Annotated in this window: 15 protein-coding genes and 2 tRNA genes; 9 read left to right on the top strand and 8 right to left on the bottom strand. The window is 49.8% G+C overall.

Annotated features, from left to right (window positions below; translation table 11 throughout):
* Nucleotides 1-20 precede the first annotated feature (20 nt).
* Together FOA19_RS13950 and FOA19_RS13945 are read right to left on the bottom strand one after the other, a co-directional pair.
* Complete coding sequence (locus FOA19_RS13950; protein WP_149091404.1) at nt 21-869, bottom strand: SDR family oxidoreductase; 849 nt, start codon at nt 867-869, stop codon at nt 21-23.
* A 146-nt stretch (nt 870-1015) separates the two neighbouring features.
* Complete coding sequence (locus FOA19_RS13945) at nt 1016-1405, bottom strand: DUF3127 domain-containing protein (protein ID WP_149091403.1); 390 nt, start codon at nt 1403-1405, stop codon at nt 1016-1018.
* 186 nt (nt 1406-1591) lie between these two features.
* On the opposite strand from FOA19_RS13945, the gene FOA19_RS13940 reads away from it, so the two are divergent.
* Nucleotides 1592-2533: an isoaspartyl peptidase/L-asparaginase family protein gene (locus FOA19_RS13940; RefSeq protein ID WP_149091402.1), complete on the top strand. Its 942-nt coding sequence runs from the start codon at nt 1592-1594 to the stop codon at nt 2531-2533.
* A gap of 51 nt (nt 2534-2584) precedes the next feature.
* Here FOA19_RS13940 and FOA19_RS13935 read toward each other — a convergent pair whose 3' ends face one another.
* Nucleotides 2585-3466, bottom strand: a complete 882-nt coding sequence (locus tag FOA19_RS13935) for a cyanophycinase (RefSeq protein ID WP_149091401.1) — start codon at nt 3464-3466, stop codon at nt 2585-2587.
* Between the two features lie 178 nt (nt 3467-3644).
* Here FOA19_RS13935 and FOA19_RS13930 point away from each other — a divergent pair, with 178 nt between their 5' ends.
* Nucleotides 3645-4139, top strand: a complete 495-nt coding sequence (locus tag FOA19_RS13930; protein WP_149091400.1) for a YciE/YciF ferroxidase family protein — start codon at nt 3645-3647, stop codon at nt 4137-4139.
* 84 nt (nt 4140-4223) lie between these two features.
* On the opposite strand, the gene FOA19_RS13925 is transcribed toward FOA19_RS13930, so the two are convergent.
* Nucleotides 4224-6032: a M1 family metallopeptidase gene (locus tag FOA19_RS13925; protein WP_223808897.1), complete on the bottom strand. Its 1809-nt coding sequence runs from the start codon at nt 6030-6032 to the stop codon at nt 4224-4226.
* Nucleotides 6033-6310: 278 nt separating this feature from the next.
* Here FOA19_RS13925 and FOA19_RS13920 point away from each other — a divergent pair, with 278 nt between their 5' ends.
* Together FOA19_RS13920 and FOA19_RS13915 are read left to right on the top strand one after the other, a co-directional pair.
* The gene (locus tag FOA19_RS13920) at nt 6311-7984 is read left to right on the top strand and encodes a L,D-transpeptidase family protein (protein ID WP_190300405.1); all 1674 of its coding nucleotides are present in this window, start codon (nt 6311-6313) and stop codon (nt 7982-7984) included.
* A 650-nt stretch (nt 7985-8634) separates the two neighbouring features.
* Nucleotides 8635-9075 carry a hypothetical protein gene (locus FOA19_RS13915; RefSeq protein ID WP_149091398.1) on the top strand — a complete coding sequence of 147 codons (441 nt, stop codon included), beginning with the start codon at nt 8635-8637 and terminating at the stop codon, nt 9073-9075.
* Nucleotides 9076-9617: 542 nt separating this feature from the next.
* Here the strand turns inward: FOA19_RS13915 and FOA19_RS13910 are convergent.
* The 3 genes from FOA19_RS13910 to FOA19_RS13900 all read right to left on the bottom strand — a co-directional run bounded on the left by FOA19_RS13910 (nt 9618) and on the right by FOA19_RS13900 (nt 10995).
* Nucleotides 9618-9691: transfer RNA gene (locus FOA19_RS13910), tRNA-Asp, on the bottom strand.
* Nucleotides 9692-10125: 434 nt separating this feature from the next.
* Complete coding sequence (locus tag FOA19_RS13905; RefSeq protein ID WP_149091397.1) at nt 10126-10455, bottom strand: hypothetical protein; 330 nt, start codon at nt 10453-10455, stop codon at nt 10126-10128.
* 466 nt (nt 10456-10921) lie between these two features.
* A tRNA-Asp gene (locus FOA19_RS13900) sits at nt 10922-10995 on the bottom strand.
* Nucleotides 10996-11228: 233 nt separating this feature from the next.
* On the opposite strand from FOA19_RS13900, the gene FOA19_RS13895 reads away from it, so the two are divergent.
* The 5 genes from FOA19_RS13895 (at nt 11229) to FOA19_RS13875 (ending at nt 15223) form a co-directional block, all read left to right on the top strand.
* Nucleotides 11229-12176 (top strand): acetyl-CoA carboxylase carboxyltransferase subunit alpha, encoded by a 948-nt coding sequence (locus tag FOA19_RS13895; RefSeq protein ID WP_149091396.1) that lies wholly within the window; start codon nt 11229-11231, stop codon nt 12174-12176.
* A gap of 54 nt (nt 12177-12230) precedes the next feature.
* Nucleotides 12231-13073, top strand: a complete 843-nt coding sequence (locus tag FOA19_RS13890) for an MBL fold metallo-hydrolase (RefSeq protein ID WP_149091946.1) — start codon at nt 12231-12233, stop codon at nt 13071-13073.
* Nucleotides 13074-13076: 3 nt separating this feature from the next.
* A complete protein-coding gene (locus tag FOA19_RS13885) occupies nt 13077-13844 on the top strand; it encodes a patatin-like phospholipase family protein (RefSeq protein WP_149091395.1) in 768 nt (255 codons plus the stop codon).
* Between the two features lie 133 nt (nt 13845-13977).
* Nucleotides 13978-14595, top strand: a complete 618-nt coding sequence (locus tag FOA19_RS13880; RefSeq protein WP_149091394.1) for a hypothetical protein — start codon at nt 13978-13980, stop codon at nt 14593-14595.
* A 142-nt stretch (nt 14596-14737) separates the two neighbouring features.
* On the top strand, nt 14738-15223 hold the full coding sequence (locus FOA19_RS13875; protein WP_223808896.1) for a 1-acyl-sn-glycerol-3-phosphate acyltransferase: 486 nt from the start codon (nt 14738-14740) through the stop codon (nt 15221-15223).
* 384 nt (nt 15224-15607) lie between these two features.
* Here FOA19_RS13875 and smc read toward each other — a convergent pair whose 3' ends face one another.
* On the bottom strand, nt 15608-19168 hold the full coding sequence (gene smc / locus FOA19_RS13870; RefSeq protein ID WP_149091392.1) for a chromosome segregation protein SMC: 3561 nt from the start codon (nt 19166-19168) through the stop codon (nt 15608-15610).
* Nucleotides 19169-19457 lie beyond the last annotated feature (289 nt).

Here is a 19457-nt window from a genome sequence, read left to right as displayed (position 1 = left end):
GGTGATTTATCAAAAACAGGCTAAAAGCCGGTTTGTTCGGCACTAAGGTCCCACAGGCGGCGGGCTACGTGCGCGTTGTTGGAATCGGCGGCTGAATTCACCTGTTTGCTGTTCTTGAAGTATTTGCCGCTTATAAACTTAAGATACGGAGAAGTGGCCAGGTACACGGTGGTCTGGGCACCTTTTTCGGGCGTTTTCATGAAAAGCCGGCTAAACCGAAAGAGGCTCCTGATAAAGAAATTGCTGTTGCTCCCGAAATTGGTGGCTACCACGCCCGGGTGCAGGCAGTTGACGGTCAGGTTGGTGAACTCGGTGCGGCGCGCCAGCTCATAAGTGAAATGGATGTTGGCCAGCTTGGAGTCTGCGTAGGCGGTGATGGCGCTGTACTTCACGGGTTTGCCTGCGTGTTCAAAATCTATCTGGCCCAAGCGGTGCGCCTCTGAGGTCACGTTGATCACGCGGCCCTGCTCAGAAGCCAAAAGAGAGTCCATGAGCAGGTTGGTGAGCAGGAAAGGAGCCAGGTGGTTTGTGGCCCAAGCCATTTCCCAACCGTCTGGCGTGGTTTCCTGGTGACCGGGAATGAGGCCGGCGTTGTTGATGAGCACATCAATGACCGGGTAGTTCTCCTTCAGGTCCTGGGCTACGCGTCTTACCTCTTCTAAGGAAGAAAGGTCCGCCAGGTAGAGGTCAAGGGAGGCATCGGGCACCTTCTTTTTGATGTCGGCAATGGCCTGTTCCCCTTTTTGAGCGTTCCGGCAGACCATCACCACCTGAGCGCCTTCTTTGGCCAATGCTTCTGCGGTGGCCTTCCCAATTCCGGAGCTTGCCCCGGTGACTATCATTACCTTCGTTTCTTTGTCTGTTGCCATGTGCGCTGCTGCTCCAGTTTACCTGGATATTGGGCACTACGGAAAAAACCTACTTTTCGCTGTCTTCCGGGAAAGGAATCCTGAGGGCATAAAAAATGCGGCCCTTTGGGAGGCCGCATTCTATAGATTTTAACGAAGGATCAAACTTAGAAAGGAAGATCGTTGTCCATGTCATCGCTGATGAAAGACGAGCTGGATTTAACCGGCTGCTGAGCGGCGTAAGGGTTTCCTCCTGACGCTTGCGGCTGGGCGGCGCTTCCGGCGTGCTCTACTCTCCAGGCCTGCAGGTTGGTGAAGTACATGGTGGTACCGTTCTTGGTGAAGGGTTTCCCGCTCAGGTTGAAGGCAACCTTCACTTCATCGCCTGTTTTGTAGTTGTCAAGAATACCGCACTTGTCTTGGGTAAGCTGAAACTTGGCATATTGCGTATAAGAGCCGTCTGGGATCTCCAAAACGAATTCGCGTTTACGGAATTTTTCGCTCACTTGGGTTTCGTCAAAGATTTCGTGCAATCTTCCTTGTACATCAAAAGACATAGGTGATAGTTTTAATAGATTAGTAAAGTAACTATACAAATATACAAAGAATAGGGGGTTAAGATTCCACCAGCCGGACTTAAATTTATCAACCATCCGGGGCCTTCTTTAGGGCGCGCCTGGGGCTGTAAAGGATAGTTTTTTAAGTCTGATTCATAACTCCCTGAACCAAAGGACACCAGAAATATGGAGAACAAGCAAAGATTTGCCCTTGCCCTGCACGGCGGCGCCGGAACCATCACCAGAGCCTCCTTAACCCAGCAAATGGACCAGGAGTACCGGCTGGCTTTACACGAAGCTTTGGCCATAGGCCATGCCATTCTGCAGAAGGGAGGATCTGCCTTGGCGGCCGTGGAAGCCATCGTGGTCTCGCTGGAGGATTGTCCCTTGTTCAATGCCGGGAGGGGTTCTGTGTTCAACAAGCGCGGTACCCACGAGATGGACGCCGCCATCATGGACGGCAAAACCCTGGGGGCCGGGGCCATCACCGGGGTGAGGAATGTACGCAACCCCATTAGGCTGGCCAATGAGGTCATGCGCCATTCAGACCACGTGCTGCTGTGCCAGCAAGGCGCCGAGGAATTTGCCCGGAACCGGGGCATCGCCTTTGAACCGGATGAGTACTTTTTCACCCAGCAGCGCTATGACCAGTGGCAAGCCCTGCGAGATTCGGACGTGTACATGCTGGACCATTCCCAGGCGAAAGAGAAAAAATTCGGGACGGTAGGGGCCGTGGCGGTGGACCTACACGGCAACCTAGCGGCGGCTACTTCTACCGGCGGCATGACCAATAAGAACTTCAACCGCATCGGGGATACTCCTATTATAGGGGCAGGAACCTACGCCAACAACCGCACCTGCGCTGTCTCCTGTACCGGCCACGGCGAGTTCTTCATGCGCAGCGTGGTAGCTTATGACATTTCCTGCCTCATGGAATACAAAGGGCTGTCGCTGACCCAAGCCTCTGAATTGGTGGTGATGGACAAACTCAAAAAGATGGGCGGAGAAGGCGGGCTCATCGCTGTGGATGCCAAAGGAAACGTGGCGCTGCCCTTCAACTCAGAAGGCATGTACCGCGGCAGTTGGGTGGCTGGCCAAGAGCCGGTCGTGGCCATTTACCAGGACTGACGCTGTTTCAAGGCTAATTTTTTAAAATCGGCTTTAAAACTATGTAGTCGCCTATTCATTGGCCAGTTGCTTCGCCCCCACAAAGAAGCGGCGCTCCCGGATATCATAGTAATTCCCGAAGGCCAGTACGTGCATCCGGAAGTTCTCAATGGAGAGGGGCGTACCCGGAGCGGCGTAAGAGGCGTTGTTGTGCTTGATGTGATGCCCATCCACCACAATGACCAGATTACTGCCGATGGTTTCAATGACATTGCCCTGTGTGATCATGACGCCGGTATCTTCCCCCAGCCCGATGCCGATCTTGAACGGGTGCGTGGCCACAGCCTCCATCAGCCGCCCGAATCTACCCCGTTTTACAAAATGGGAGTCAAAAATGACGTTTTCCTGAAAGGCCAGTCCGCGGTCAAGTTTCACCGAGCCTTTTAAAAGGGAGCGTTGGCTGCTGCCTCCCTTGATCATGATGTCTGACATGGCCATGGCGCCCGCGCTGGTGCCGGCAATGACAAAGCCTTTCTCGTGGTGGTAGCGGTGCAGCAGAATGTGGTGAAAGGCCGTGCCTGAGAAGATCCGGAACAGGCGGGACTGGTCGCCGCCGGTGAACATGACGCCGCTGGCTTTTTTCAGCCGCTCCAGGTACTCGGGCTTTTGGGCGTCAATTTCCTCCCGTATGTCCATAACGCTCACTTTCTTGCAGCCCAACACCTCAAACGCATGCAGGTAAAGGGCGCCCAACTCCTCGGGGATCATAGACGCGGTGGTAATAATCTCTACCTGCGCCTCGTGGCCACCCATGGCATCAATAATGCGCTTTAGAATGCCCAGTTCAAAGAAATTGAGGTGAAACTGCTTTTTATCTCGAGGGTAGGTGCCTTTGTCTTCGTTTCCGCCTACGGCGATGAGAATGCCTTTGGGGGCTAGCTCAAGTTTGGTCATGTATGCTACTATTTACTGGTAAAGCTTTGATTGCTGCTTATACGGTGTACTGCTGGTAACGGACAGACTAAGCCAAGGTACATAAATAAGCCTAGAATCTTCTCCCATCCACTGAACTACCCTTCTCCAAGACCGTATAAAAATGACACGCTTGATTTTTTAACTAAATAGAAGAGCTATGAAATTAACATCCTTGAATGACTTGTTCATCCACCAGATGAAGGATCTCTATAATGCTGAGCAGCAACTGTTGAAGGCAATGCCCGAAATGATGGAAATGGTTTCTAGCCCCGAGCTGGCCAATGCCCTGGAAACCCACATGCGGGAGACAGAGCAGCAGATAGCCCGGTTGGAGAACTGTTTCCAGATTCTGGGTATCAGCGGCGGTGGTGAAAAATGCATGGCCATGGAGGGTATCATCAAAGAAGCCCGTGAGTTCATGAAACATGACGCCGATCAGGAAGTAATGGATGCCGGAATCATCGCCTGCGCCCAGCGCGTGGAGCACTATGAGATTGCCGGTTACGGAACCGCCTGCACCTACGCCAAATTCCTGGGCCATACTGAGGTCCTGAACCACCTGAAGGAAATCCTGAACGAGGAGAAAATGACCGATGAGAAGCTGACCATGATTGCGGAAACCGCCGTGAACCGGAGAGCCGAAAACCACTAATCATCCCTTACACACACCAAAAACACCTCACCAAAACAGCGCAGGCCGTTGGTTCAAAACCAGCGGGCTGCGCTGTTTTTTAGGTTATGGTGTAGCCTGGATCAGCGCATCCAGGGAGCTGGTGGATACGGAATGGTAGTTGGGGCGAGCCTTCCGGTATATCTCCCGGGCCAAGTCAGTTCCACTTTCAGTCTCCAGCAAGGCCTTGTACAGCGGCATCAAGAATTTACGGCGACCTACCCGCACCAGAAAAGCCTCCAGCGCCGGATAGGCCTCTTTGTACCCGTGCTTTATGGAATGCCTCAGCCACTCAGCCTGGATCTCGGCGTTGCCCGAGGCGGTGAAGCCAAAAGCATTGTCTAGTTCACGCATTTTGGCATGGGCAAGGGTCTTGGGTAAGTTGCTCAGGAAGTACAGCCACTCATGGGTACTCCAGTTTTCAGTTGCGAGTTGGTTGGCTGGGGTCCCGGTTTCCCATCGCTGTAGTTCAGCGGCCACTTTCTCAAAGAGCCTGGCCTGTAAAGGAACAATGCCTTCGGGAATACCCGGGGAGTGGATCCAGGCTTCGGCGTTTAGCTGTTGCTTTACCGCATCGTCTCCGTTTAGGAGCTCCTTTTCCAAAAACTGCTCAAAACGATCTGTGTCCATAGACGTGAATTGAAACGTGCCGAAATACTTGTTCACGAAGGCATCAAAGCGGGCGCGGCCTACCAGCGCCTCGAGCCGGCACAGGAACAGGTTGCCTTTCTCGTAGGCGATCTCCGTCAGGCCTTCGTCCGGATCACGGTTCTCCAGGTTCAGTTTCAGACAGGTGTCTTGCGGTTTTTGGCTCAGTTCTTCCAACGTGTGCTGTAAATCCTGGTAGCCTAGGGTGTGGAGCATTTGGGCGTACTCAGGGCCGTACAGCGCTTCCATGATGCGGCGCTCAAAGTACACGGTGAAGCCCTCGTTGAGCCAGAAATCGTTCCAAGTGGCATTAGTCACCAGGTTCCCCGACCAGGAGTGGGCTAGTTCATGCGCGACCAGGCTGGTCAGCGAACGGTCTCCGGCAATGATGGTAGGCGTGGCGAAGGTGAGTTTAGGGTTCTCCATGCCCCCGAAGGGGAAACTAGGCGGAAGCACCAGCAGGTCATAGCGTCCCCAGCGGTAAGGTCCGTACAGGTTCTCGGCGGCCAGCAGCATTTGTTCCGTTTCGGCGAATTCATAGGCGGCGGCCTTCAGGCTACCGGGCTCCGCATACACCCCGCAACGCTCGCCCAAAGGCGCGAAGGCCAAGTCGCCCACCGCCAATGATAGAAGGTAAGAGGGAATGGGCTGGTCCATCCGGAAGAAGTACACCCCGTCCTCGTTTTTCTCCTGCGGATTATCGGCGGACATCAGGGGCAAAAGGTGCGGCGGAACCTGCACCCGGGCCGTATAGGTGAACCTGACACTGGGGCTGTCCTGGCAGGGGAGCCAGGTTCTGGCCAGAATCGCCTGCGACTGCGTGAAAAGAAAAGGCTCCTTTTTACCGGTTGTCTGTTCAGGCTCCAGCCACTGCAAGGCCGCTGCCTCGGCGGTAGTCTCAAACGCAATCCTGATTTTCTGTGTGCCTGGTTTTAGCGGGATTTTCAAACCCTGGCCCAAAAACGGTTTTTCCTGGGTGAAGGAGAAATCCACAGCTTGCGGTTCATCCTCCAGCCAAACACCCGTAATCTTAAGGTGGTGCACGTCAAATATGACCTCCGGGGCTTGTTGATGCCTTATGTGGTACACGCCGCTGCCCGTGATCTTCTTCTGCATGAAATCAACCTGCAGGTCCCAATCTACATGGTGCATATGGGCCGCATTGGGGGTAGAGAAGCTGTGCGGATCTTCAGGGAAGGGATTGGTAAGGTTATTGCTAAAATCCATTTTTAGAAGTTTAGTTCAAGGTTGATCATAGACATACGGAGCTTTTCAAATGGTAAGCGCCTGTTTTATGTAGGAGCACCAGAGAAATGTGAAGGAGCTTTGGTGTTTCATGTTTCGCGTTTGAATCCGGTTTAGAGATGCACCACGTGACTATCTGGTGCCACTTATATGTAAGTACATCTTTATTGATTTTATCCAATTTTATTAGGTTTCCTGCGCTTAACTTTTCTGGGCCAGGCAAGTATAAGTACTACAATTCAATGATAGGAACAACCCTTATGAAATCAAATAGACCTGTTTTACCTCTTTTCCTGTTTTTCCTTGTTGGCCTGCTGGTGATGACCGCCTGTGCCAAGTCTGGAGATAAACAGCAGAAGAAGGTAGCCTTGGCGGCGGCCAAAGATTTCCCGCAGCAAACCGATAGCGTGTACGTGGTGTCTTTCACCAGAAGCGATGCTGAATTCAAGAAACACCTGGACCTGATGAAGCTTTTCTACCGGGAGCGGCAATACCGTTTTGCCTGGTTTAAAGACGGCCAGTTAGTGCCGCAGGCCTTCAAATTTGTGGAGGTTCTGAACAAGGCCCACGAAGAGGGTTTGAACCCTCAAGATTACGCCAGAAAAGATTTGAAGCAGATGTTCCAGAACCTGGAGCAGGCGAAGAATGACTCGGTGCGCCATAAACTCCAAGAGGAACTGGATGTGACCCTTACGGCCTCTTACTTCACTTATGCCAGCGACTTCTACCGCGGCACGGTGGACCCGCGCAGCATGGATAACATTGAATGGGAGGTGAAGAAAAATAAAATCAAGCTGAACAAGGCCCTGCAAACTATTTTAAAGGAGCGCGAAAGCCGCTACCCTTACTACGAGTTTGAGGCTTTGCACCCCGACTACATTCGTTTGCGCGATGCCTTAAAACAATACCGTCAGGTGAAACAGCAAGGAGGCTGGCCTAAGATTGAGTTGGCTTCTAAAATGATCAAACCTGGGGATTCCGCTGCCGCGGTACTCACTCTTCGGCACAGAATCCTGGGCAAACCAGCCGAGAATACTCCCCAAAGCAGAATGTATGACAATGCCCTGGCTACTGCGGTAAAGAACTTCCAGATTCGTCATGGCTTGAAACCAGACGCGGTGGTAGGAGGAGAGACCCTGCGCGTCATGAACATTCCTATAGAGGAAAGAATTGACCAGATCATCGTGAACATGGAGCGGTGGCGTTGGGTACCCAAACGGTTCGAGGACCGTTACCTGTTCATCAACATTCCGGAATACATGCTGCACGTGGTGGAGAAAGGCAAGGATGTCATGAACATGAAAGTAGTGGTAGGGAAAGAGATGCACGCCACCCCTGTCTTTAGTGATAAGTTAGAGTACATTGTGTTCTATCCTTATTGGAACATCACGCCGCAAATCCTGGAAGAGGAGATCGCCCCTGCCCAGGCAAACAACCCTAATTACTTAGCCAAAAACGACATGGAGTTGGTGAAAGATATAGGGAACAATAAAGTAGAAGTGGTGTCCCCGTCATCCGTAGATTGGTATTCTGTTGACAAGGATTTCAAATATCGGGTGCGTCAACGTCCGGGCAAGAAGAACCCCTTAGGCTTCGTGAAGTTCATTTTCCCGAATGAGCACAACGTGTACCTGCATGACACCCCCGCCGACCATTTGTTCAACCAAACGGAGCGCGGGTTCAGCCATGGCTGTATCCGGATTGAAAAGCCTTTTGAGCTGGCTCAGTACCTGTTGAAGGATCAGAAACAATGGACTCCCTCTACCATCAATGCCGCCATGCACGGAGGTCAGGAAAAGTACGTGAACTTATCGGCTAAGGTGCCGGTGTACATTGTGTACTTCACCGCGTGGGTAGATGACAAAGGAGTCGTGAATTTCCGTGATGATATCTACGGCCATGACCGTGATTTAGAAATGGCTTATTTTAGATAATCTCTATAAGGCTTAAACTAAGCCTAGCAAAAGTAAGAAGCCCCGGGGCTGCTCAAACTTTGAGCAGCCCCGGGGCTTCTTACTTTTAGGGTACTTTACAATTTGGTAGTACAGGTTTTGTGCAACTACTAAAATGTAGAGTAGAATAAGAACAGCACATGATGTAGGTCTCCAGGCCATGGTATGTAGTTGAAAGATAAACTACAAGCCTGTTAGAAGATCAGATAAATAGTGGAAATCTCCTTGGTTATACAGAATTGATTATAAATAATTTACTAGAATATAGAGCCTGCAACAATGTGCATACTGCATAAAATCCTTATTTGAACTAGGTGGATAAACTAAATAGGGGCATTATGTAAATAGTCAATATTTAGGATACAACAATTGTAAATTTTGCCTTTAAGTTACTTTTGTAAACTTAATATACAATTGTAAAATGTGAAATTTAGTTTACTTTTGTATATTAGTGCTTGTAAATACTGCCTGTAGCTTAAGCATAATTACATAGCTTTTAGCTGGTAGCTTATTGCGATAAATAGGTAATCCGAAAATGTATGATAGGGGAATGTTTTAGGTACAGTTATCCAAAATCTATATCAATGTAAAAGATTGCTGTTACAGTTGTTTCACCATTTTACTCTTAATAAGTGTCTGATCTGTTAACAAGAATTCAGGAAGTTATCAGCTGGTGTGCTTTAGGCCCCGCTGCTTTTGCCGATGAGATTGAAGTGGGTCGTCCTGTCATCAGCCATATACTTTCTGCCAGGAACAAAGCCAGTCTAGAGGTAGTCCAGAAAATCCTAAGCCGATTCCCTGAAGTATCGGCGCTTTGGTTAATCTCTGGGGAAGGAGAGATGCTAAATGGATTAGCAATGGATCCAGGATCTTCCCAGGAAAGAAAAGTGCAACCTTTCCTCGATGCTCACGAAGTGAAAACCTCGAGAATTGGACAAATAAAGCATGAAGTGCAAAAGTCGGATGTGATGAAAAAAGTACAGGATGAAATCCTCTTTTCACCAAAGAGGGAAGTAGTAAAGGTGATGCTGCTCTACTCAGATGGAAGTTTTGAGAGTTACGAACCTTCTTGATTGTAAAAACCAAGGGAGTATTTGGGCGGCCCTTTTAATTGAAGGCATTTTCCTATATCGAAATAGAAAAAGATTGTTAACCTAATTTGATTGCCCTTTATCATTATAACAACTTAGGAAGGTCAAAGTGCTTCTTTCCTGAAGTTTCCTGTTTACTTATGTGAAAGGGTCTTAAATTAACAGTGGGTTAGTCAAAGCTGATTTGCTTGCACTTTTGGTTTCACCCACCTTCTCTGTTCGGTTTCCTAATTATTTTACTTCAAGTTGTAAATTGAGTGATTAGAATGGTCTTTCAGTAAGCTATTGAAATTGAGGAAGCAGAAACTCTGTCCTTATTAATTACCTATCGTAGGTTTTAGCATGAATAGCTGTTTTGAGCAGTTATTTAGAAAAGAGGCTCAAAAGGATGAAGACAAATTCCAAGTAGTGTGGCTTAGTGATTAAGGAAAGTTAATCGTTGGCAAAGGATATTGATAGGAGGGAAATGCCTTAAAACAAAAAAGCCCCTCTGCATGTAGCAAAGGAGCTTTTCTTGTAAACTGCGGTCCGGACGGGACTCGAACCCGCGACCTCCGCCGTGACAGGGCGGCATTCTAACCAACTGAACTACCGGACCAACATCTTCTGAAGACCAGCTGTCTCCGTTTTGATGCTGCAAATATGTAGGTTTATATTTTACGATGCAAACGAAAGTTTCTAAAACGTTAAAATTTATCCATCACCTTTTAGTTTCTGTTTTAAGCGTTCTTTTATAAAAGTATGCCTTATTCACCTTGCTACTTTGTAACTGGTTCTAACTCAATCAAAGGTGAATTCACTCCATATTAATAAAAAAGCCAAACCATCAACAAGGATTACTCTTCCTTCTCTATATATAATGGGAAATAAAGCCAACAATAAATTAGGAATACAAACTGCCTAGTTACTAGCAGATTTACCGGCCATATAGTTCTAAGATGGCTTTGGCCTATTTAAGCTACTCTTTACTGCCTAGAATATAGTTGTTGTAATAAGAAGGAGGAGGGTTGGTGATGGTGCTAATAGTGGTGCTTAGAAGGTTTCTGGCTCTTCGGTAAGTTCTGCCAAAGTAGTTTCTTTTATGAAGAACATGATTACAGATTTGGTGAAGGCAAGCCCTTCTTCCACCTCTTCGTTCTCAATCTGCTTTTTGGCGAACTCAAGTTTCATGATGCAGTAATTGATCACGTGGCTGGGTTGTTCCTCAGTATACCCGTTTCGGAACATGTACTTGAATACATCCAAGGAATTATGCAGATATGCCAGTAGCATCGATGCCGTTTCTGCTTCCTCCGCCTTCAATAAATTCAGCTTTGCCAGAATCTCCTGCAACTCCTCTAAGCTTTTCTCCTGTGTTTCCATTGCCTTGTACAATTCTGTTTTGAGGTTATATGTCAAATATCTTTTCTAATCAGGAAGAGATTTGCTACTAGTTGATCGGCAGTTACTTGGGGGAGAAAGGGTGCTGATTTACTGTATGACAAAGATATGCTTATTTCTGAGTTTCTATAAGCCATGTAGAAGTTTAATATAGATGAAAACAAACAAAGTACTTCTACCATTTTCATTACCTAAATATTGAGGTTTAGCTTATATGCTCTCCTACATTTCATTAATAACGCCGGCGTCTTGGTGGAAACCAATTTCCTGACTTATTACCCTTAGGAGGACTTTGACTACCTAATGAAGAACAACGTTAAAAAGGCCGCCAGAATAGAATTGATAAAAAGGTAAGTGAAGCGGTAGAAGGAGTTGCAAAGGAAAAGGAAGCAGCAATCAAACATTCCAAAGCATAAAAAAAGCCCCTCAAGTTTTTGAGGGGCTTTTGCGGTCCGGACGGGACTCGAACCCGCGACCTCCGCCGTGACAGGGCGGCATTCTAACCAACTGAACTACCGGACCAACATCTTCTGGAGACCTATTGTCCCCGTTTGATGATGCAAATATGGGGGGCAGAATGTTACCACACAACAGCCTTTCCTAAAAAAGAGCAAAAGAAAACCGCTTTTGGAGGTAACGGGTTCATTTTCAAACGAAAAAAATTCATCTAAACTTGAAAAAACTGGTGCTACTAAACTTTGCAAGTTTCGTTTACCTTTGTAGTCACACTTTAGCTAAACGTAAGGGGCATTACTATGCTGTTAGATTTTGAACAACCTATTGCTTCTCTGGAAGGGAAACTAGCCGAAATGAAGAAACTGGCCTCTGAGAGCCAGGTAGACGTAAGCGAGGCAGTTGTAGCTCTGGAGGAAAAAATAAAGTCTCTGAAGAAAGAAACCTACGCCAACCTTACCCGGTGGCAGCGGGTGCAGCTTTCCCGTCACATTGAAAGACCTTACACCCTGGATTATATCAAAGGACTGTCTTCCACCTTCGTGGAACTGCACGGCGACCGCAACGTGCGCGATGACAAAGCCATGGTGGGCGGGTTTGGCGAGATCAACGGAAAAACCGTCATGTTCATTGGCCAGCAGAAAGGCCGCAACACCAAAGAGCGTCAGTACCGGAATTTCGGGATGGCCAACCCCGAGGGGTACCGCAAGGCGCTGCGCCTGATGAAACTCGCCGAGAAATTCAACAAGCCCATCATCACCTTCATTGACACGCCCGGCGCATTCCCAGGACTAGAAGCCGAGGAAAGAGGCCAGGGAGAGGCCATCGCCCGTAACCTGAAAGAGATGTTCATGCTCAAAGTACCCGTAATCTGCATTATCATTGGGGAAGGCGCCTCGGGTGGAGCCCTGGGGATTGGCATTGGGGATAGAGTCTACATGCTGGAGAACACCTGGTACTCGGTGATCTCGCCGGAGTCGTGCTCTTCTATTTTATGGCGCAGCTGGAACTACAAAGAGCAGGCCGCAGAGGCCCTTAAACTTACCGCCAAAGACATGCTGGGCAATAAGCTGGTGGATGGCATCATCAAAGAACCACTGGGAGGCGCGCACGTGAACCCAGAGAAGATGGTGAGAACCCTGCAGAAAAAGATCCTTTCCACCCTGGAAGAACTGGAGGCCCTTTCTTCGGAAGAACGCATCATGCAACGCATTGAGAAGTTCGGGGAGATGGGCGTGGTATCTGAGTAATTCCGTTTACAGGCTCTTTTCTAAAAACAGGCTATAAAACCACCTTGCATGGCATTGACGCTTTACCCCATCCATACCGGTAATTTTAAATTAGACGGCGGCGCCATGTTTGGGGTGGTGCCAAAATCCATCTGGCAGCGCACGAACCCGGCAGACGAAAACAACCTCTGTTCCTGGGCCATGCGCTGCCTTTTGGTGGAGACCGGTGACCGGTTGGTATTGATTGACAACGGCATCGGGGACAAGCAAGACGCCAAGTTCTTCAGCCACTATTACCTGCACGGCGATTACTCCTTAGAGAAGTCCCTGAAAGAAGCCGGCTTCGGGTTTTCAGACATCACCGATGTTTTTCTCACGCACCTGCACTTTGACCACTGCGGCGGATCTGTGCGCTACGGCAAAGACGGCAGCACCCTGGAAACGGTTTTCCCTACAGCCCGCTACTGGAGCAACAAGGACCATTGGCACTGGGCCACCCAGCCCAACCCCAGGGAAAAGGCAAGTTTCATCAAAGAGAACATCTTGCCCATTGAGCAGAGCGGCCAACTGGAGTTTCTGACCGTGGGCCAGGAAAAGTTTTTGCCCGGCTTTGACGTGCTCTACGCCGATGGCCACACCGACAAAATGATGCTCCCCAAGCTCCAGTACAAAGGCCATACCCTGGTATTTGCCGCCGATTTGTTGCCCTCAGTGGGGCACTTGCCGTTGCCTTACGTAATGGGGTATGACACTCGGCCACTGCTGACGTTGCAGGAAAAGGAAGCATTCCTGAAGCAGGCCGCCGATGAAAAGTGGGTTTTATTTTTTGAGCACGATGTCCAAAACGAGTGCTGCACCGTACAGCATACCGACAAAGGAGTAAGGGTAGACCAGGTTTTCCCTTTGTCGGCTTTGTAAAGAATGCACAGATTAGGACTATGTTTGTCTGGTGGGGCCGCCAGGGGAGTAGCCCATTTAGGGGTTTTGCAGGCATTTGCCGAAATGAAGATTCCCATTCACGCCATCTCAGGGGTTAGCTCCGGGGCCATAGCCGGGGCTTTTTTTGCGGCCGGCTACGCACCAACCGAAGTATTGGAAATGGTCTGCGGGTTGCCGCTGCCCAGGTTGATCAGACCGGCCCTGAACCGGGGTATTCTCCACACCCAAGCCCTGCACCGGATTTTCGAGGAGCACCTGCGAGGGCGCACCTTTGAGGAACTCCCCGTCAAACTCATCATCTCGGCGTTGGATTTGGTTGAAGGCAGCACAGTCTATTTCACGCAGGGATCGCTGGTAGATGCCTTGAAAGCTACATCAGCGGTGCCGGTGCTGTTCAGGCCTATGCAATTGGAGAAAAGGCTGTTGGTAGACGGGGGCATCGTCAATAACCTACCAGTGGAGTGCATTACTGGCGAATGCGATAAAATCATCGGGGTGCACGTGAACCCTCCACCACACCATGCCGAGATCAACAGCATTAAACAGGTGACCGAACGAATCTTTAACTTGGCGCTACATGCCAATATTCAAAGCCGTATTGCCCTCTGTGACCTGCTGCTGGAGCCACCAAAACTTAGTGGGTTCCATATTTATGACCTGAAAAAAGCCAAAGAATTGTACAACGTAGGCTACGAGTATACCTTGGGCTTACAACCTGAAATAGAGGCGGTTTTAGGGATAAAAATATAAAATTTATATATTTTTATAATCCTACAAGATAGTTTGAATTATCAAATTTCTTAAAGGTGCTCCTCCGTATTAGTCAAAATAAAGGATAGGTTCGCCCGTTTTAAGGGTATTAGGTTCCACCTTATTTGACTATATGAGAAAGTTCCTCTACTTAAGTGCTCTCCTTCTGGTATTTACGCAGGCCTGGGCCCAGGAAAACCGGGGTACCTTGGTGCCCGCCAAAATTTTCCAGCGCTCCCTCATGTTGGGCGGAAGTGTGTCTGGTTCCTATAAACGAATCAACATTACCAGTAACAGTGAACCCATCTCGGGGCACCGGCAGCAGTATGACATGGATGCCAAGGTAGGGTACTTTGTGCTGAGCGATTTTGCAGTGGGACTTAAAGGATCTGTTTACCATTACAAAGAGAAGATGTCTGGCCAGGTGCCTACCCAGTCTACCAACATCCTGGCTGGTCCGTTCGTGCGCTATTACCTGAACAACGGACTTTTTGGAGAGGCCAGCGCCGCCATAGGAATTAACAACCGGCCTAACGTGAACAAAACAGATTTAGCGGAATACAGAGGCGGCGTGGGGTACATCATTTTCATTAACCCCAAAGTAGCCGTGGAGCCGGCCCTCATGTTTTCTTACTACCAGGAAAAAAGACCCGCCGAGGCGAACCGCAAGGTGACGGAATGGGGACCATCGGTGAACGTAGGCCTGCAGGTGTACCTGTTCAGGGAGCGAAAGTTTCAGTTGACCCGGTAATCGGTAAACATAATATAAAGGAAAACCAGCTGAACGGCTGGTTTTTTTGTAATATTGTTGTTGGACTCACTTATAAGTTATGTTTGGAAAGGCTTTAGCAAAGGTCATCTTTAGAGTTGCAGGTTGGAAGTTGAAAGGAGCCATGCCTCCCGGGTTGAGACAAGCCATTATGGTGGCCGCCCCGCACACCAGTAACTGGGATTTTGTCTACGCCCGCGCCGCTTTTTACCTCATGGATGTTCCGGTAAAGCTCACCATTAAAAAGGAAGCCTTCTTTTTCCCGATGGGTGCTTTGTTGCGCTCCATGGGCGCCGTGCCCGTAGACCGGAAAAAGAACAACAACCTGGTCGCCGCCATGATTGACATCTTCAAAGAACATGAGGAGATGGTGATGATGGTCACGCCAGAAGGAACTAGAAAGTATCAACCTCGTTGGAAAAAAGGCTTTTACCACACAGCCGTAGGCGCTGGTGTTCCCATTATGCTTGGTTACCTGGACTACGCCAAAAAAGAGGCCGGCATCGGGCCAACCATTTACCCCACCGGAGACTTTGACGCCGACATGCAAAAAATCTTGGCGTTCTACCGCACCGTGACTCCTAAATTCCCGAGCCAAGGCGTTCGGTAAACATGCTACAGAAATAAGGAAAGTGTTTTTAGACTGTTTTATATAAATCGGTCTGAAAACACTTTTTTATTTTAAGGATTTATCTTTTGTAGGGGCAATCCCTTGTGGTTGCCCTTGCGCTTGCCTCCGCCGCTTAGATTGCCGGAGATAACCTAACCTTTTCCCGTCCATGTCATTCTGGAAGAATCTTGCGCACAACGGCTATAAGTTTTCCTCTACGTTATTCTAGGTACCAAACTAAGATGACAAAGAGGGAAGAACAAGAGGGCAGAAAGTAAAATGCATCTTGAAACTCTATTCCACTAAAAACGCGACTGCCGTTTAGAACCTGTTTTCACAAACCAGGCCCTAAACGGCAGACGCGTTTAAATCTATACTGATATTCTAGGCAGATAAGGCCGCTTCAGTCTCAGGTTCTGGAGCCAGGTCTCGTAAATCAACGGGGATTACCCGCGACACGCCCACTTCCAGCATGGTGATACCGTAGATCACATCCGTGGAGACCATGGTGCGTTTGTTGTGCGTCACCACAATGAACTGCGAGTCATTGGAGAACTTCTTCACGATGTTGTTGAACTTGTCAATGTTGGCATCGTCCAGCGGGGCGTCTACCTCATCAAAGATACAGAAAGGCGCCGGCTTGAGCAGGTAGATGGCGAACAGCAGCGAAATGGCCGTCAACGTTTTCTCCCCACCCGACAACTGATTGATGGTCAACGGACGCTTGCCCTTCGGACGAGCCATGATCTCGATCTTCGATTCCAGCGGGTTGCTGGGGTCCGCGATGTACAGGTCACAGGTGTCTTCATCAGAGAAGAGCGACCGGAACACGCGCATGAAGTTCTCCTTGATCTGGTCAAAGGCAGCCAGGTATTTCTCCTTCGCCACAGAGTCAATCTCCGCGATGGTGTCCATTAGCTGGGTCTTGGCATCCAGCAGGTCATTTTTCTGGGTAAGGATGAACTGATTGCGGGTGTCGATTTCCTGGTAAGCCTCGGCGGCCATCGGGTTCACCGGCCCGATGTTCTCCAGTTTCTGTTTCACCGCATGCACCTGCTGGCTCAGTTCCTCGTTGCTGATGTCCAGTTTCTCGGTAGGGGCTTCGGCCAGGTCGTCGGGATTCATGTTGAATTCCGCGGACAAGCGCTCAATCACCGCCACCAGTTTGATGCGGGTATCGGTGATGGCCTGGTTCATGGACTGGAAGACCTCATCAGTGTTCTGCTTTTTGCGCTGCAGCTCCCGGATATTCTTCTCTTTCTCGTCAATCTCGCCGCGCAGTATGAAATAGGTTTTCTCAATCTCCTCCAGCTCGCGGGCCATTTCCTTGCGGGCTACCATACCTTCCTCCAGAAGGTGGTTCTGGTCTTCCACAAACTGGTCCAGGGAAACGGTCTCGTCTTCGGCGCGGTTCAACTCGTCCTGCAGTTGCACCAGTCGTTCCTGGTGGTTCATGACGGTCTTCTGCTTGTAGGCTAATTCCTGCTGAATGCTTTGCAGGCGGTTCTTTAACTGGTGGAACTTGATGTTCTCCTGGTTGAAGATTCCGCTCACCTCGGTGATGATTTCGTTCTGTTTTTCCAAAACCTGGCTTAAACCGGAAAGCTCTTGCTCAAAGCTTTTCAAGGCCAGGTTCTTGCTCTCGGCATCAGGCATCAGGTCGGCGAGCTTGTCGCCCAGGTCCTGAATTTTCTCGAAGAGCTCGTCTTTCTTGCTGGCTTGGTTCTGCTGGTTCAACAGGAATTGCTCATACCGTACCTTATGGCTCACCAGTTCCTGCTGCAGGTTGTTGATGTCGCGCTCTTGCAGCCTGATTTGTTCCTGTTGGGTAGATTCCTTCTGGTTTTGGAGCACCTGCTGCAGCGTAGTGATCTTCAACTTGATCTTTTCCTGCTCTTCCTGCAGCTCTTCCAGTTCCTCGGCCAACTGCTCCAGGTTCTGCTTGCGGCCCAGCCGGTTTCCGTCAAACAAGCCCACAGATCCGCCTGCTAAGCTCAGTGGCTTCTTAATGGCGGTGCCATCGGTGAGAATGTAGGTGCGGCCGTCGTTCAGGTAAAGCTCGGTTTCAGCGGAATCCGTGAGGTAGACTTCGCTCAGCATGAAGCGCAGGAGGGAATGGTACTTCTCCTCGGCGGCCACCACTTCTAAGGCAGCTTTGTACTTAGGGGTGCTGATAGTATCCGGGATCTCCATTTCCTCTACCTCTGAGAGGATGATGAAGCTGGCGCGGCCCTTGTTCTGCTCCTTCAAAAGTTCAATGGCTTCCACGGCTTCCTCCGGCGAGTCTACCACGAAGAAGTTCATGTACGGCTCCAGGTACGTCTCAATGAGGTTTTTGTACTCGGGGTCGCAGGAGATGATGTCGGAGAGGAGCGGGGCAGGTTTTTCCCAGTTCTCAGATTTATAAAGGAATTTGATGGCCTCGGGGAAACCTTCCAGGTTGTCCACCAGCGACTTCATCAGGTTGTACTGGTTTTTCTTGGCGTCGTGCTCGCGGTTCAGGTCAATGAGGTGCTGCCGATGCTCGTGCAGCGTCTCCTCCGTCTGGGTCATCTCCGCCCGCAGCTGGTTTTCCGCTTCCTGCAGCTCGGCCAGGTTTTCCTGGGCCTCTTCCAGTAGGATCTTGGTGTCGGCGAGAGAGGCTTCGTGCTGCTGCGCGATTTCGTTCTCGTGGCCTTCCATTTCCTGCAGGCGCTCCAGCTCCAGACGGTGGCTCTGGATCTGCACTTGCGTAATCTCAATGCTTTTGTTTACCGTGAACGCCTCGTTCTGCACCTGGCGCTGGGCCATGGTTTTCTCCTGCAGCTGCTTGTTCAGATCGGCTTTCTGCTGGTTCACATGCTCCAGCTCTTTTTTGGTCAGGCCCAGCTGTTCCTCTGAAATCAGCAGTTCTTCCTGGATCTGCTCCAAATCGTTCTGCAGTTGGCCCAGGCTTTGCTCGGTCTGGTTGATGTTGGTGGTGTCCTGGTTGATCTGGGTGTGGAGGGTTTTCACGCGCTCCTGCAAGTACATGTTGCGCTCGCTCTTGAGCTTGATGTCGTTCTCCAGTTGGCGCAGTTGGCTGGTATGGTCGTTGACTTCTTTCTGCTTGTTCTGCAGCTCGTGCTGGGTGCGGTCTAGTAGGGTTTTCTGCTCCTGCAGGGTATCTTCCAGAATAGCCAATTCCTCAGAATAGGAGCCTTTGCGGTCAGTTTCTTTCTGGAGTTCGTTTTCCAGCCGCTCCAAGGCTTCCTGGTGGTGGCCTATGTTGCGGCGGGCGTACTCCAGGCTCAATTTTTTGTATTCGTCTTTGAGGTTGAGGTAACGCTCGGCTGTTTTGGCTTGGCGCTCCAGACTCTTGAGGTTTTTGCCAATCTCAAACAACACGTCTTCCACGCGCTCCAGGTCAGCATCGGTCTCCTCCAGCTTTTTTAGGGTCTGTTTTTTCCGCACCTTGAACTTAGAGATACCGGCGGCTTCCTCAAACAGGTTCCGGCGCGAGTTGTCTTTGTCGGTGAGGATGTCATCCACCATCTTGAGCTCGATAATGGCGTAGGAGTCAGAGCCGATCCCAGTGTCCAGGAACAGGTCGTTGATGTCTTTAAGGCGACAGGTGACGTTGTTGAGTAGGTATTCGCTCTCTCCGGACCGGTAGTAGCGGCGGGTGATGGTCACCTGCGAGTACTCGGTGGGCAGGATGCCCTTGTTGTTGTTGAACGTGAGCGACACCTCGGCCATCTGCTGCGGCTTCCGGTTTTTGGTCCCGTTGAAAATCACGCTCTCCATTTTGTCGGAGCGTAGGTTCCGGGTCTTCTGCTCGCCCAGCACCCACCGGATGGCATCCACGATGTTGGACTTGCCACAGCCGTTGGGCCCTACGATTCCCGTAATGCCGCTGTCAAAGTTGATGGTGACTTTGTCGCCGAAACTCTTGAAGCCTTTGATCTCTAATCTTGCTAATTCCATACGCATCGGCCAGAAAACCCGACCCCAACTTCAAAAATACAAAAAAGAGTGTTGAGTTAAACAATTCAGGAGCTGGATTGAGGAGGATGTTTGTTTTAGGGCCATTTTCCGGAAACTAGCTTCAAATCAGAAATCAATTGGGCCGGCAGAACCTCGTCCTTAAACCTCCTTGTACCAACTTATCTTCCTGCCTTCTATGTCCACCTAAGTTGGAAGACATAACCCTGAGATCGGCGAAAGTGTTCAGTCACCGCTCGCTTGCAAGACCTGCTTGGTTGCAACTATAAGA

The sequence above is a fragment of the Rufibacter hautae genome, assembly GCF_008271695.1.
Classification (GTDB): domain Bacteria; phylum Bacteroidota; class Bacteroidia; order Cytophagales; family Hymenobacteraceae; genus Nibribacter; species Nibribacter hautae.
The sequence above is the reverse complement of the archived record's forward strand: the minus strand, read 5'-3'. Positions and strand labels throughout refer to the sequence as shown.

Bases quoted from the DNA above. Each gene is read 5' to 3' on its own strand.
- FOA19_RS13920 (WP_190300405.1), top strand. From the start codon at position 6,311: ATGAAATCAAATAGACCTGTTTTACCTCTTTTCCTGTTTTTCCTTGTT.
- FOA19_RS13925 (WP_223808897.1), bottom strand. From the start codon at position 6,032: ATGGATTTTAGCAATAACCTTACCAATCCCTTCCCTGAAGATCCGCAC.
- smc (WP_149091392.1), bottom strand. From the start codon at position 19,168: ATGGAATTAGCAAGATTAGAGATCAAAGGCTTCAAGAGTTTCGGCGAC.
- FOA19_RS13880 (WP_149091394.1), top strand. From the start codon at position 13,978: ATGAGAAAGTTCCTCTACTTAAGTGCTCTCCTTCTGGTATTTACGCAG.
- FOA19_RS13885 (WP_149091395.1), top strand. From the start codon at position 13,077: ATGCACAGATTAGGACTATGTTTGTCTGGTGGGGCCGCCAGGGGAGTA.
- FOA19_RS13930 (WP_149091400.1), top strand. From the start codon at position 3,645: ATGAAATTAACATCCTTGAATGACTTGTTCATCCACCAGATGAAGGAT.
- FOA19_RS13945 (WP_149091403.1), bottom strand. From the start codon at position 1,405: ATGTCTTTTGATGTACAAGGAAGATTGCACGAAATCTTTGACGAAACC.
- FOA19_RS13940 (WP_149091402.1), top strand. From the start codon at position 1,592: ATGGAGAACAAGCAAAGATTTGCCCTTGCCCTGCACGGCGGCGCCGGA.
- FOA19_RS13950 (WP_149091404.1), bottom strand. From the start codon at position 869: ATGGCAACAGACAAAGAAACGAAGGTAATGATAGTCACCGGGGCAAGC.
- FOA19_RS13895 (WP_149091396.1), top strand. From the start codon at position 11,229: ATGCTGTTAGATTTTGAACAACCTATTGCTTCTCTGGAAGGGAAACTA.
- FOA19_RS13935 (WP_149091401.1), bottom strand. From the start codon at position 3,466: ATGACCAAACTTGAGCTAGCCCCCAAAGGCATTCTCATCGCCGTAGGC.
- FOA19_RS13875 (WP_223808896.1), top strand. From the start codon at position 14,738: ATGCCTCCCGGGTTGAGACAAGCCATTATGGTGGCCGCCCCGCACACC.
- FOA19_RS13905 (WP_149091397.1), bottom strand. From the start codon at position 10,455: ATGGAAACACAGGAGAAAAGCTTAGAGGAGTTGCAGGAGATTCTGGCA.